This window comes from Photorhabdus sp. RM71S (assembly GCF_042879355.1).
Taxonomy (GTDB): domain Bacteria; phylum Pseudomonadota; class Gammaproteobacteria; order Enterobacterales; family Enterobacteriaceae; genus Photorhabdus; species Photorhabdus kayaii.
The window spans coordinates 113,769-128,285 of the sequence record NZ_JBHFKV010000002.1; the positions used below are offsets into that span (position 1 = coordinate 113,769).

Consider the following 14,517-nt stretch of genomic DNA (forward strand, 5'->3'; position numbering starts at 1 on the left):
CCCTATGGATTTCATTTTGATATTAAACATGATAAATCCGCTATTGCGGAACCTACATATGATGGGAAAAGTATGAAGAACTGGAGAACTCTCATTTTCGGATTGATGTTTTCAGTGAGTACTGCCTTCGCTGCGCCTCAGCAAATGGATAAAATTGCTGCGGTCGTTAATAACGGGGTGGTACTGGAGAGCGACATCAACAACCGCTTACAATCTGTCAAACTGGATGCGCAACATGCCGGCCAGCAAATACCGGATGAACAAACGCTACGTCATCAGATCCTTGAGCGTCTGATTATAGATAATATCCTGCTACAAATGGCAAAACAGATGGGGATCACCATTCCTGATCAAGCATTGGATTCTACAATTGCCAATATTGCAGCCCAGAACCACATCACAGTGGATCAAATGAAACATCGCATTGCTGCTGACGGAATGAGTTTCGATACTTACCGTGATCAGATCCGTAAAGAGATGCTGATAGCAGAAGTGCGCAATAATGAAGTCCGCCGTCGTGTCACCATTTTGCCTCAAGAGATCGATGCCTTAGTTAAACAAATTAGCAACCAGAATACTAACGATACTGAATTGAATATCAGCCACATTCTGATCCCATTGCCAGAAAATCCTGATCAGGCACAAATGGAAAAAGCCATGACGGTAGTGCAGAAAATTATGTCTGAACTTAAACATGGTGTTGATTTCGGTAAATTGGCTATCGCCTATTCTGCCGATCCACAAGCGCTGAAAGGCGGTAATATGGGTTGGAGTAGGCTTCAGGAGTTACCAACTCTGTTTGCTGAACAACTGCAATTAGCTCAGAAAGGTGCCGTTGTTGGCCCAATTCGTTCCGGTGTTGGTTTCCATATTCTCAAAGTTAATGACATCCGTGGCGGTAATCCAACCATCGCCATCACTGAAGTTCATGCCCGCCATATTCTATTAAGAACTTCTCCTGTCATGACCGATGATCAAGCGCGTACCAAGTTGCAGCAAATCGCCAGTGATATTCGCAGTGGAAAAACTGATTTTGCCGATGCCGCCAAAGAGTTTTCAGACGATCCAGGCTCCGCCCTGCGTGGTGGTGATCTCGGCTGGACTACCCCTGATATCTACGATCCTGCTTTCCGTGACGCATTAATGCGACTGAACAAAGGTGAAATCAGCCAGCCAGTTCACTCATCTTTTGGTTGGCATCTGATCCAACTGCTGGACACTCACAAAGTTGATAAAACAGATGTCGCTCAGAAAGATCGTGCTTACCGTATGTTATTCAACCGTAAATTCACCGAAGAAGCACAAAGTTGGATGCAGGAACAACGCGCCTCAGCTTATGTGAAAATTTTAGATGGCAGCGATGCACAACAATAAACCAATTGTTATTAATAAACCGATCGTTATTACCCCCGGCGAGCCTGCCGGGGTTGGGCCTGATTTAACAGTGGCTCTTGCTCAACAAAGTTGGCCAAGGCAATTGGTCGCTTGCGCAGACCCCAACCTGCTTCTCGACAGAGCCAGACAACTTAATTTACCTTTGCAACTACAAGAATATTCTGCTGACAAGCCCCACGAACCACAGGCTGCCGGGACGTTGACAATACTGCCAGTTCCTCTTCATGTACCCGCAATCGCTGGCGAATTGAATCAAGAAAACGGTAGATATGTCACCGAAACACTGGCACAAGCTTGTGACGGCTGTTTAAACGGGGAATTTTCAGCATTAGTCACAGGGCCAGTTCATAAAGGGAATATCAATGATGCTGGCGTGCCTTTTATCGGCCATACCGAATTCTTTGCCGATCGCAGCGGATGCCAACGAGTCGTCATGATGCTTGCGACAGAAGAACTTCGGGTTGCCCTGGCAACGACGCATCTACCCATTATTGATGTACCAAAGTCCATCACTTTCGATAGCCTGCGAGAAGTGATTACTATTCTTAACCATGACTTAAAAACAAAGTTTGGCCTGGCAAAACCCTGTATTTATGTTTGCGGTCTGAATCCTCATGCGGGAGAAGGCGGCCATATGGGACGGGAAGAGATTGATGTTATTATTCCTGCATTAGCCAGTCTGAGAGCAGAAGGCATCGTGCTGGAAGGCCCTTTACCGGCAGATACTTTGTTTCAACCTAAATATCTTCAACATGCAGACGCCGTACTCTCAATGTATCACGACCAGGGATTACCCGTGTTAAAATACCAAGGTTTTGGCAGAGCAGTGAATATTACATTGGGCCTGCCGTTCATCCGTACTTCGGTCGATCATGGCACAGCACTGGAACTGGCCGGGACAGGTCAAGCTGATGTGGGAAGCTTTATCACCGCATTAAATTTAGCAATTAAAATGATACAAAACAGTAATGAATAACAGAGTCCACCAAGGGCACTTTGCCCGTAAACGTTTCGGGCAGAACTTCTTAACCGATCAATTTGTCATTGATAGTATTGTTGCCGCTATCAATCCACAACCCGGCCAAGCAGTGTTAGAAATTGGCCCCGGTCTTGGTGCATTGACAGAACCGGTCGGCGAACGTATGGATAAAATGACCGTGGTTGAACTCGACCGCGATTTAGCCGCACGTCTACAAGTTCATCCACAATTAAAAGATAAACTTACCATCATCCAGCAAGACGCCATGACGGTTAATTTTGGCGAATTGTCTCAGCAAAGAGGGAAGCCGCTACGCGTCTTTGGTAATTTACCTTATAATATTTCCACGCCGTTAATGTTCCACCTTTTCAGCTATACTGATGCTATTGCTGATATGCATTTTATGTTACAAAAAGAGGTGGTAAACCGTCTGGCAGCTGGCCCCGGAAGTAAAGCTTTCGGGCGTTTGAGTGTCATGGCCCAATATTATTGTCAGGTTATCCCTGTGCTGGAAGTACCGCCAACCGCGTTTACTCCCGCACCTAAAATCGATTCAGCCGTTGTACGTCTGGTACCGCACAAAAGCATACCGCACCCCGTCAAAAATATTCGTATGCTGAGCCGGATCACGACTCAAGCTTTCAACCAACGGCGTAAAACTATCCGTAACAGCCTCGGTGATCTTTTTACTGTAGAACAGCTAACAGAACTTGGTATCGATCCAAGTACTCGTGCAGAGAATATTTCTGTTGAGCAGTACTGTAAAATGGCAAACTGGCTATCAGAACAACCTGAAATGCAGTCATAACAGGAGTCAATTATGATTAATACGCCCAGGGTTTCTATTCAGGTACAAAGTGTTTATGTAGAAAGCCAATCGTGTCCCGATCAACGGCGTTTCGTTTTTGCCTATACAGTTACTATTCGAAATCTTGGGCGCGAACTGGTTCAGTTAATGAATCGTTACTGGCTGATTACCAACAGCGATAGCCATCAAACGGAAGTTCAGGGGGAAGGTGTTGTTGGTGAGCAACCCATAATCCAGCCAGGTACCGAATACCGTTACACCAGCGGCGCGATATTGGAAACGCCCTTGGGTACTATGGAAGGCCATTATGAAATGGTTGACCACAATGGCGAACCATTTCGCGTTGCCATTCCGGTTTTCCGTCTGGCTATCCCAACGCTGATTAATTGATTATGTCTACCTATCTCATTGGTGATATTCATGGCTGCTACCGTGAATTACGTGCTTTATTAACCAAGGCTAATTTTGATCCTAAAAAGGACACATTGTGGTTAACAGGAGATTTAGTTGCCCGAGGCCCGGACTCTCTTAACGTTCTCCGATATGTTAAACAGTTAGGTTCAGCCTCAAGGATGGTATTAGGCAATCACGATCTCCATTTATTGGGCGTTTATGCCGGGATCAGCCGTAATAAACCTAAAGATAAAATTGATACGTTACTGTCCGCGCCAGATGCCGATGAATTAATTAATTGGCTACGCAAACAACCGTTACTACAGTTCGATGATGATCTAAAACTGCTCATGACACATGCCGGTATTACGCCTCAATGGGATTTGGAAACAGCCAAAATGTGTGCCAGCGAAGTTGAAACCATGCTCAACAGTAGCTGTTACCCTCTGTTTCTCAATTCCATGTATGGGGATATGCCAAACAACTGGTCACCAGAACTCTCTGGGCTGGCACGTTTACGTTTCAGTACTAATGCATTGACACGTATGCGTTACTGTTTTCCAAATGGTCAGTTAGACATGTTGTGCAAAGATAAGCCCGAAAACGCGCCTGCGCCGCTAAGACCTTGGTTTGAACTGGAACGGCAGATCCCATCAGAGTATGCCATCGTTTTTGGTCACTGGGCATCATTGGAAGGCCAGGGAACACCCGAAAGGTTTTATGCATTAGATACAGGCTGCTGTTGGGGAGGACAACTGACGATGTTGCGTTGGGAAGATAAGCAATATTTTACACAATCATCGTTACCGGCAGTAAAACAGCATTAAGCCAGACACGCCGTGAAAAAAGCTCACCGGCGTGTTCTATCAATCACAGACGACGTTGTAAAATCTCAAAACAGTAGCTGTGAGAATTTAATTCATCGGCATCATGGTACTCAGTAAATTCAGAATCCCATTCATCCGGTTCATAGTCAGGAAAATGTGTATCACCTATCACTTCTGCATCGATGTGAGTCAGGTACATACGACTCGCTCGTGAAATAAATTGGTCATAAACTTTACCACCACCCATGACCATAACTTCTTCTACATCACCCGCCACAGCCAGTGCTTCATCAACTGAACTTACCCAGGTTACACATTCATCATTACCCGGCTGACTACTCAATACAATATTGAGTCTTCCCGGTAACGGACGACCTATAGATTCATAAGTTACTCGCCCCATAATAACGGGTTTATTCAATGTATTACGTTTAAACCAGGCCAGATCTCCCGGCAGATTCCACGGCATTTTACTCTCCATGCCGATAACCCGATCCATAGCTAAAGCAGCGATCAAGCTGATATTCATTAAGCCACCTTAATAGGCAAATAGTATAAAAATTGATGACACTATACGGAAAGGGATGTACCCAGTCGATAGGCTCAACGCTTTCTTAAGTACAAAAGATTAATTTATACTTGGTTTATTACTTAAGACATTTATTAATCAAAATAATAACAAAGCTAATATTAACCATAGGGTACATTATGCTGGAAACATCACTGGTCGTCATCACTATCTCAACGTTGGGTATGCTCTCTCCCGGCCCCGATTTCTTTTTGGTAGTCAAAAATGCTATACGTTACCAACGTTCCGCCGCTATGATGACAGTAGTGGGCTTAATCGCTGCTATAACTTGCCATATGGTTTATTGCGTCGCCGGGTTGGCTATTGTTATCACCACAACGCCGTGGCTATTTAACCTGATGAAATATGCCGGAGCAGCTTATCTTATTTGGATTGGGATCAATAGCATGCTTTCACGCGGTGGGAATACTCTAACTTTCGATGATCAACCACAGCAGATTGTTACTTTCAAAAAAGCGTTTATGCAGGGGTTCTTATGTAACTTACTGAATCCAAAAGCAACGTTGTTTTTTCTGGCAATATTTACTCAGTTGCTAAATGTCAATTCTGGTGTTGGCGAGAAATTATGGTATGCCTCTATTATCTGGGGATTGTCAGTCATCTATTGGCCACTGTTAGTCATATTGATCCAAAGTGCCCCAGTACGCCGCAGATTAGCTAAGGCTCAGAAGATTATCGATAAACTACTAGGCATCGTTTTAATTGGCTTAGGTGTCAAAGTAGCACTGGGATAACAGACAGTGATTCTTTTCTTTTAAATTTTCAATAAACATAGAAAAGTGCGCTTAATAAAGCGCACCTCAAAATCCAGCCCTGATTTATTCAGAGATTTTATTATTCCAGTTTTTTACCATCAATTATTTAATTGGCTTATGAAAAAATTCATTCTTCGGTTGAAAACGTTATTAAAGCCAATTTTTTTCATTAAGAATTTCGATAGGTAGGTTTTAAACTGTGACTAAAAGTCATTGTTTTAACATCTGGGTTTAATAGTATAAAGTTTTAACGATTTTTTACCATTTTTGACGCCTGTTATTTTATTAATTTTAATCATAATGGTATATACCCACCTTAAAAAATCTTTAATCAAGGTCTTTTACCTTTAATGGTTAAATTCTTTACGGGTCTTTTCATCGTGGGAGCCCGTCCTAATCAAATTGCCAGATACCATCACGCGAAAACTGAAAGTGTCAAGGCAGGAGTAAGGAAACAATACCTCTAGCCTTATCGCAATTTACCGGCATTTAATATAACAGATTCCCCATTATCAGGATTAAAAAATCGACCTCTGATCACATTTCATACTACCCATTCTGACAATCAATTAATTTCATATTAGTATAGTTTAATGATGTAACTATTAAATCATCAATATTCTCTGTGGGTATATGACCATTTTATCACCACAGCCTGACCGCAGATAACCGGGTCACTTATTGGTCAGTATCACTGACTTTGTAACACTTAAATTCAACAAAAGGGAGAGTACGATGAGTAAACACAACCACTCTGTGGCGAGAGGCACGAGTTATCTTTTAATTTACCTGACGGCAATCCAGCCGCTACACCCGGCGATTGCCGCTGGAATCACACCGGATAATAACCAGACTCAGGTACAAAATCAGGGCAATGTCCCGGTGGTGAATATTGCTACGCCGAATGACGCGGGGATATCTCACAATACTTATAAAGAGTTCAATGTCGCCACTCAAGGTGCCGTACTCAATAACGCCACGCAAGCGGCTAAATCACAACTGGCAGGACAACTTAACGCTAACCCTAATCTGCATGGAAAAGCAGCGGAACTGATTATTAATGAAGTGACCGGCAGCGGACGATCTAATCTGCAAGGTCAGTTGGAGATTTTCGGCAATAAAGCCAATGTGATGATTGCTAACCCCAACGGCATTACCTGTGATGGCTGTGGTTTTATTAATACCTCGAGCGCAACACTGACCACGGGTAAACCCCAATTTGATAAACAGGGCGCGCTGGAAGCATTGGAGGTTAAAAAAGGCCAAATTACTATTGGCGGTAAAGGGTTAGATGGCAAGGCGACGGATTATATCGATATTATCAGCCGTGCAACGGAATTAAATGGAAAAATTCAGGCTAATAACCTGTCCCTGACGCAAGGCGCTAACCGAATCAGTTTAAAAGACGGCACAGTTAAACCTGTCGCTGGCGAAGGTGCTAAACCTCAATTAGCGGTTGATACCAAAGCGTTAGGCGGCATGTATGCCAATAAAATTCGACTTGTTGCCACTGAAGAGGGCGTTGGCGTTAATTTGAAAGAGTTAACCAGTAACCAGCGTGATATTACTTTAAACGCCAATGGCAAAATTGAGCTGGGAAATATTAAGGCTAAAACGGACCTGAATATTATTGGCAAAGAAACCCATATTGCGCCCAATATTAAAGTGCAAGCGGGACGAGATATTACTCTGGAAAATACCACGCTGGATAATAAAGGCAGTGTAACCGCAGGTCGGGATATACGGATATTTGGCGACACTGTGAAAAATACAGGCAACAAAGCCTTGCTACAAGCCAACGATAATATGTGGATACAGAAAGATGCTCAGGGGAATAAAGGTCAGTTAGTCGAAAATAGATCTGCGACAATAAAAACCGTGAAGGGAGATTTGGTTGTCAGGACCAAAAAACTTAATAATGCACGTGATGTTTTTGTTGTTAAAAACAAAGAGTTAATACCCGATTCAACAGATAAAAACATGATTATTAATGAAACGGAAACCAGTGATTTTGGAAACTCAGTTATTCATGAGGCTGAATTAATAACGCCACTTCCTGAGAAATGGTTTGGACGTGTTGATTTTGGTGGGGATAATACAACAGATAGAGAAGTTCATGTAAATCACTCTAGAACTGCAACCATCATTTCTGATAGTAAGCAACCTGGAGTGATAACATCTGGAAAGAATATTTATATCAACAGTGATGAACTCTTGAATTTTGTCAGTAAGATGAGTGCCGGTAAAGATATTTTCTTGACGGGAATTAATTTTATTAATGAAAGCAAAATAACCGGCGTGCTAAATAATTATATTGTATATACTGAAAAAGAAACTGAAAGTAATATATCTTCCATTGGTGACGTATATATCAGGACAGACTTTGACAAATCAGGAAACGTTAAAACATGGGAGGATGAAAAAAATATTATTGAACCAGCCAGTGTTGTTGCTACCGGTAATCTTGTCGCTGATTTTAAGGATAATATTAATATTCGCACCCCACTACCCTATGACATAAATGAAATGTCCCAAATAACTGTCGCAGGCAGTTATGATACATTATCTGCTAAAAATATTGTATTAAACTCAGGGAAAATTAGTAACAATAATATTTTTAAAGCGAATAACGATATCACTATTTTGGCAACTGACTCTATTACATTAAATACAGCGGAAGTTATTTCTGGTGGTAATATCTCTATGATTGCCGCTGATAATATTGATGCATTGCAGAGTAAAATCAAGGGAAAAAATATTACTGTTATTAGCCGTAATGCGGATTTAAAATTGCAAAGCAATGAGACTGCCGGATATTTCAACCACGATGGTAATCGAATAATCAGCAGCATTGAAGCAACCGGTGATTTATTGTTAAACGCAGGCAAGAATATTATTTTGCGGGATGTATTTTTAACTAAAAGTGATAATATTACTTTGGCGGCAAATAATGATATTACGATTGACAATAACAATGCGGTGCTATTATCACATAACCGAATTGGCAATATTCTCTCTTACATTAAAGAGCAAGAACTTTTTAATAACATGTTATCTAAAATGGGTAAGCTGGATGCAAAAAGTTCTGTTGTGATTAATGCCGGCGGAAATTTATCTGCGAAGAGTATTCGTTTTTCCGCAGAAAAAGACATCAACTTAACTTCGGCAAAAAATATTGATCTGACTCCCCGTGAATTATCGCCGTCACTGAATAAATTATTCCCTTCATCACGTTCAGGAGAATTAAGCAGCCGATTAACCGCCGGAAATAATATCAGTGTTATCAGCGGTACAGATATCAACGGAAAGGCGGTCCAAATACAGGCAAACGGTAACGCATTATTATCCTCTGGCAGGAATATCACACTCCTGCCCCTGCTTTACTCGGCTATTGCTTACAATGACGATGACAGACCTGAGCATTATGATGAATATAAGGATGACAGAAATCATGGCGCACAAATCCGTGGTACCAAAAAGCTGACAATGGCTGCAAATGGAGCCATTACCACTGTGGGTTCAACGCTACTTTCTGATGGTGATATCACGATTACCTCTGGTGGTGATATACGTTTCGAGTCGGCTCGGAATCACTTCTACAAAGATCGCGCTGATTATTTCAAAGATGACAGCATCACAGAAACCTATACTCAACAAAGTACTGAATTAACCAGTGGTGGCGTGCTGACTGTCCTTTCAAACGGCAGCATTCTTTTTCAGGCCACCAAACTGGCTTCCAAAGGGGCAATGGATATCGCGGCGAAAGGCGGTTATCTCTACGCTCAGGCGATGGAAGAATCCAGCCACTATGAAAAAACAGAGACAAATCGTAATTGGTATGGCAAGAAGAAAACCGCTAAACGTACCCGTCATGATGTCACGAATAAAGTCACTGAATTTACCGCTGGTGGTGATATTAATCTGTTAAGCCGGGATGACAGCACTTACGAAGCCAGTAAAATGGCGACTAATAAAAATGCCAAACTGACCAGCACTCACGGTAAAGTCAATTTTAAAGCGGTCAAAAACAGCACCTTTGAACAGACGATTACCCATTCCAAAGGCTTTTATATCAAGCAGACCGATAAAGGTTATACCGAAAACACATGGGTTCTGCCTGCCATTCATATCGGCGGAAAATTCACCGTGGAGGCGACCAAAGGAGTTAGCGCGGATATCAAAGCCCAAAATGGTCAATCGTTACAAAATGCGGTATCAGTCTTCGGCAATACGCCGGAAACCGCCTGGTTAAAAGGACTCAGTGAACGTAAAGACGTTCAATGGAATTTAGTTAAAGATGCCTATGATAGTTGGGATTATAAAAGCCAGCACCTGAATCCGGTGGTCTCTGCGGTTATCGCGATTGCCGTCGCCGCTGCGACAGCGGGAGCCGGATTAACGGTTTCGGTTGCCGGGTCAGCCGCAAGTACAGCGGGTTCAGCCGCGACGGCAGCAGGCGCTACCGCCAGCACGGCCGCCGCCATGAGTTCAGTCGCTTACGGCGCGACAGCTTCCGGTATGGCCACACTCGCTTCTCAGGCAGCGGTAGCTTTGGTGGATAATCAGGGTGACTTATCCAAAACCTTAAAAATGATGGGAAGCAGCGACACCGTTAAATCAACCCTCACTTCAATGGCGATGGGTGGCGCTTTGGCGGGTTTTGATAACATCATGGGATGGGATAAAGCCGCCAATGGCACGCAAATTGACCCGGCAAAAGCGACATTACCTCAACTGAGCAAGGGTGACTGGAGCAAAGTGGCTCAACGGGTAGCAGGTCAATCCATTATCAGTTCCAGCCTGGGTACAGCCATCAATGGCGGTAGTTTTAAGGACAATTTTACCACCGCATTACTGGCCAATATTAGCAGCCAGATTAACGCCGAAGGGGCCGGGTTGATTGGCAAGAACGGTCAGGTGTCAGGTTTACCCGGAAAAGCTATCAGCCATGCGGTAGTTTCTGCCCTTGCAGCGGAAATTGGCGGCGGTGATGCCAAAGGTGCTGCTGCCGGGGCATTAGCCGCAGAACTGGCCGCGATAACATTGGATAAAACATTCAATGATCCAATGAAAATTCAGGCGGGCGGCAAAATCATCGGCAGCGTTGCAGGGGCCATTGCGACCAACAGCGCCAAAGGCGCTAACAGTGGGGCCAATGCCGGAGAAATTGTCATTCTCTTTAACCACCTGAACTCCATGAATGCCTACAATCTGGCTAGAGAGCTTCAAGAGGCACATAAGCAAGGAACGCCTACCGAAGCAATCTGGAACAAATACAACAAACTGAGCGCTGCACAACGGGCAGAAATGTTGTCTGCCTGTGCCGGGAACGGTGGATTATGCACACTAACCTATCAGGCTGAAATGGAAGGTGGGATAAAAACAGCAGATGCCATTAGTGGCTTAAGATGGATGTTTAACTTATCGGCTGAGGATGCCCATCGTATCAGCCAGTTTGTGACGACAGAAAACCAGAACGATTTAGGTCTGTTGTATAACTCGCTGCCTGCCTGGGAAAAAGGTGCACTGATAGCCAAAGAGGCGGTAGAATCTGCCGGTATTGGTGGCGCTATCGGCGGTAAAGCTTCCATTGCTTCGATTGTTGGGAAGAGTAAACAGCCTTATCAGCCGAATAAAGGTGCTGTTGGTAATATGGGGGAGTTTTTTAGACAGCCAGGATTTGGAAGCCAAATAAAGAATAGCTCAAGTAAAACCAGCCAAATCTATCAAGGCCAAAGTGTTTATCAAGCTAAAGATGTGGTCGGAGATCATATAGCTAAAGGCGATAAATATTATCTTGATGGAATGCATAAAAATCATATTGAAATCTTTGATAAGAATGGGAAATTCAAATCTGTTCTTAATTTAGATGGTTCATATAATGAGGTTAAAACCCAAAAAGCAATGATTGAAGGACGGAGATTGCCAAAATGATAGACCATATTCCTCTTGATAGAATGAAAAAAGACTTTTTGCTCATTCTCAACCAAAAATCTATTGGCACGATAGATACGGATAACCTATCAATAAACTACAATGACCACTTAGATAAAAGACTAAAAAGATATTTAACTTTATTATGTGGTACCGCTGAGTTGCTAGCCGATGCAACAGAAAATGGAGATGAAATGACTACACAGGCAGCCTTATTAAGAATCCGTAGTCATTCAATGAGTTTATCTAGTTTCTTTGAAGCAATAACTGAAGATGCAGAAGTATTGCTTCATCTGAATGGTTGGCCAAAGATCCCTGACAATTACATTTATCCATCTAGTAAATAATAATCTCAGCCATTATGAACCGAAAGCCCACATCACGCGGGCTTTCGACCTTTTGTCAGCAATCATCGGCAGCATTGCAACCAACAGCGCCAAAGGCGCTAACAGTGGGGCTAATGCCGGGGAAATTGTTATTCTCTTTAACCACCTGAACTCCATGAATGCCTATAATCTGGCTAGAGAGCTCCAGGAAGCTAATAAGCAAGGAACGCCTACCGAAATAATCTGGAACAAATACAACAAACTGAGCGCTGCACACCGGGCAGAAATGTTATCTGCCTGTGCCGGGAACGGTGGGTTATGCACACTGACCTATCAGGCTGAAATGGACGGCGGGATAAAAACAGCGGATGCTATTAGTGGTCTGAGATGGATGTTTGATTTATCAGCTGAAGATGCCCATCGTATTAGCCAGTTTGTAACGACAGAAAACCAGAACGATTTAGGGCTGTTATATAACTCGCTGCCTGCCTGGGAAAAAGGTGCGCTGATAGCCAAAGAGGCGGTAGAATCTGCCAGTATTGGTGGCGCTATCGGCAGTAAAGCTTCCATTGCTTCGATTATTGGGAAACGCCGAGGAAGCGCAATACCGGTACCAGAGCCAATAGTCGCTTCTAATGGGCTAACTTACAAATCAAACCCTAAACATACTCCCGGAGGTGATGGAAATCGCAAAAATGCAGGAATAGAACCTAGAGACTCTCTAATTCTTTTTGAAAACTCTATACCAAGCTCAAAAAACTATAACAATAAAGAGGTTCGATTCTCAGTAGATAAGAACGGTAATGTTCACCGATTCGAAGGAACTAACGGAGAATATCATTGGAATGGCAGCTCCGGAGATATTAACAATTCCTTAACAAGCAAACAGGTGCCAAGTGATATTCAGAAAAAACTAGGGGTGAAACTAAAATGATTTATGGTGATCCATTTTACTTTTCTCTTCAATTTGACATTGTTGAGTCATGGAACTCTCCAGATAGCTTTTGGAAAAATGGAATATTTTCTTTCTATTTAGAAGGGAATAAATTATTTGACATTGTTGATGTTTTCGAATTAAGAACAACAATTGGATTTTACTCAAATATGAAAATAGATGAGTTAGCATGTAATGATATTCCCTTTGATCCTATTACCTTATACAGAAATGCAGAAAGTTATTTTACAGGGGAAGGAGAAGATCTTATTGATGGCTTGTTTGATATGACTTGTACTGCAATGGGGGATAATGGCTATTATATTTATTTTATGAAAACAAGCCAAAATGATCGCCTAATTTGGAGTATTGATGATGGGAATACAATAAAGGAGACATTATTACCTGCCGGTACAGTTGATTCTGTAATTCAAAAAATGTCACAATGTCCGTTAACTAAAATATCTACTAATGACTCGTAAGTCTAGATAAAACTCTAATCCCAGTCAGCTACGGCTGGGATTATTTTAACTTGGCGGATTAGATTAAATAAGGATAAATATTTTCTATTTATCAGTCTAATGCAGAGTTAGGATTAAAAATTCCAACCATCTCAGCCAGTTTGTAACGACAGAAAACCAGAACGATTTAGGGCTGTTATATAACTCGTTACCCGCCTGGGAAAAAGGCGCGCTGATAACCAAAGAGGCGGTAGAATCTGCCGGTATTGGTGGCGCTATCGGCGGTAAAGCTTCCGTTGCTTCGATTGTTGGGAAGAATCGTAATGTTGGCAACACAATAGATTCAGGCAAAACTAAAGAAACTCAAATATGGACGGAAACGAAGAAAAAAGAACCTGTAGCAAATGCTTATGGTCACTGGGATAAACATAAAAGTGAATTCCCTGAATATCAGAATTCAAAACAATATGTTGAAGCCACCCATAATTTTATTAAAAATCCTCCGAAAGGAACTTTAATCAAAACCCGAGCTAATGGAGATACTTTATATTACAATTCAGAGACAAATATTTTCGCAGTAAAAAATGCGGATGGTGTTCCTAAAACAATGTTTAAACCAAATCCAGTAGATCATGGATATAAAACAAATTTGGATTACTTCAATGCACAAAAATAATAGATTATATGTATGCCGTGTATGTGGTGCAGAACAATTAGATCCTCCGTGGGGTGGAGATGGCAATTCACCAACGTTTGATATTTGTGATTGCTGTGGGGTGGAATTTGGCTATGAAGATGCTACTTTAACAGCATTAAAAAATTACAGATCTAAGTGGTTGGATAAAGGCGCAAAATGGAATTTCGAAAGATCCAAGCCAGAAAATTGGTCACTAGAGGAGCAGATATCAAATATACCTAAAGAATATTTGTAAAATTTAAGAGTCTACAAATGGATTTGCGTGATCTCTTGTTAATGAAATGATTATCCTCCCGTGTTAGCAGTACGCTAACACGGGGAATTATCAGCCAGTTGATTGATTAAACACACGTTCAAGCAAGCCCTGAGCGTTTTCAGTGCCGGGAATTGACATACCCATAAGTTATCTGTTCCAAAAA

At 42.3% G+C, this 14,517-nt stretch carries 12 protein-coding genes and 1 pseudogene; 12 read left to right on the forward strand and 1 reads right to left on the reverse strand.

Translation table 11 applies throughout. The features are described from left to right. Positions 1–72 precede the first annotated feature (72 nt). The 5 genes from surA to apaH are packed head-to-tail and all read left to right on the forward strand — an operon-like array spanning position 73 to position 4,402. Positions 73–1,374, forward strand: a complete 1,302-nt coding sequence (surA, locus tag ACGF5R_RS01570; protein WP_112876517.1) for a peptidylprolyl isomerase SurA — start codon at positions 73–75, stop codon at positions 1,372–1,374. Further along, positions 1,352–2,371 carry a 4-hydroxythreonine-4-phosphate dehydrogenase PdxA gene (gene pdxA, locus ACGF5R_RS01575; protein ID WP_112876458.1) on the forward strand — a complete coding sequence of 340 codons (1,020 nt, stop codon included), beginning with the start codon at positions 1,352–1,354 and terminating at the stop codon, positions 2,369–2,371. Before surA ends, pdxA begins: the two co-directional genes overlap by 23 nt. Further along, the gene (rsmA, locus tag ACGF5R_RS01580) at positions 2,364–3,182 is read left to right on the forward strand and encodes a 16S rRNA (adenine(1518)-N(6)/adenine(1519)-N(6))-dimethyltransferase RsmA (protein ID WP_387689398.1); all 819 of its coding nucleotides are present in this window, start codon (positions 2,364–2,366) and stop codon (positions 3,180–3,182) included. The genes pdxA and rsmA overlap by 8 nt, the downstream gene beginning before the upstream one ends. A 12-nt stretch (positions 3,183–3,194) precedes the next feature. Then, positions 3,195–3,572, forward strand: coding sequence for a Co2+/Mg2+ efflux protein ApaG (apaG, locus tag ACGF5R_RS01585; protein ID WP_112876456.1), 378 nt, complete (start codon positions 3,195–3,197; stop codon positions 3,570–3,572). Between the two features lie 2 nt (positions 3,573–3,574). Further along, a complete protein-coding gene (gene apaH, locus ACGF5R_RS01590; RefSeq protein WP_262980984.1) occupies positions 3,575–4,402 on the forward strand; it encodes a bis(5'-nucleosyl)-tetraphosphatase (symmetrical) ApaH in 828 nt (275 codons plus the stop codon). A gap of 43 nt (positions 4,403–4,445) precedes the next feature. Here the strand turns inward: apaH and folA are convergent, their stop codons facing one another. Then, positions 4,446–4,931: a type 3 dihydrofolate reductase gene (folA, locus tag ACGF5R_RS01595; RefSeq protein WP_112876454.1), complete on the reverse strand. Its 486-nt coding sequence runs from the start codon at positions 4,929–4,931 to the stop codon at positions 4,446–4,448. Positions 4,932–5,110: 179 nt separating this feature from the next. Between folA and ACGF5R_RS01600 the strand changes: the two genes are divergently transcribed. From ACGF5R_RS01600 to ACGF5R_RS01630, 7 genes and pseudogenes are all read left to right on the forward strand, one after another. Further along, a complete protein-coding gene (locus ACGF5R_RS01600) occupies positions 5,111–5,725 on the forward strand; it encodes a LysE family translocator (protein ID WP_387689402.1) in 615 nt (204 codons plus the stop codon). Positions 5,726–6,481: 756 nt separating this feature from the next. Further along, on the forward strand, positions 6,482–11,680 hold the full coding sequence (locus ACGF5R_RS01605) for a DUF637 domain-containing protein (RefSeq protein ID WP_387689405.1): 5,199 nt from the start codon (positions 6,482–6,484) through the stop codon (positions 11,678–11,680). Next, a complete protein-coding gene (locus tag ACGF5R_RS01610) occupies positions 11,677–12,027 on the forward strand; it encodes a hypothetical protein (protein WP_112876452.1) in 351 nt (116 codons plus the stop codon). The genes ACGF5R_RS01605 and ACGF5R_RS01610 overlap by 4 nt, the downstream gene beginning before the upstream one ends. 52 nt (positions 12,028–12,079) lie before the next feature. Next, a complete protein-coding gene (locus ACGF5R_RS01615) occupies positions 12,080–12,940 on the forward strand; it encodes a hypothetical protein (RefSeq protein WP_240002995.1) in 861 nt (286 codons plus the stop codon). Further along, a complete protein-coding gene (locus ACGF5R_RS01620; protein WP_112876451.1) occupies positions 12,937–13,422 on the forward strand; it encodes an immunity 42 family protein in 486 nt (161 codons plus the stop codon). The genes ACGF5R_RS01615 and ACGF5R_RS01620 overlap by 4 nt, the downstream gene beginning before the upstream one ends. A 127-nt stretch (positions 13,423–13,549) precedes the next feature. Then, positions 13,550–14,077: pseudogene (locus tag ACGF5R_RS01625) on the forward strand (hemagglutinin); the annotation flags it as partial. After that, the gene (locus tag ACGF5R_RS01630; RefSeq protein WP_240002994.1) at positions 14,034–14,333 is read left to right on the forward strand and encodes a hypothetical protein; all 300 of its coding nucleotides are present in this window, start codon (positions 14,034–14,036) and stop codon (positions 14,331–14,333) included. The pseudogene ACGF5R_RS01625 and the gene ACGF5R_RS01630, both read left to right, overlap by 44 nt. Positions 14,334–14,517 lie beyond the last annotated feature (184 nt).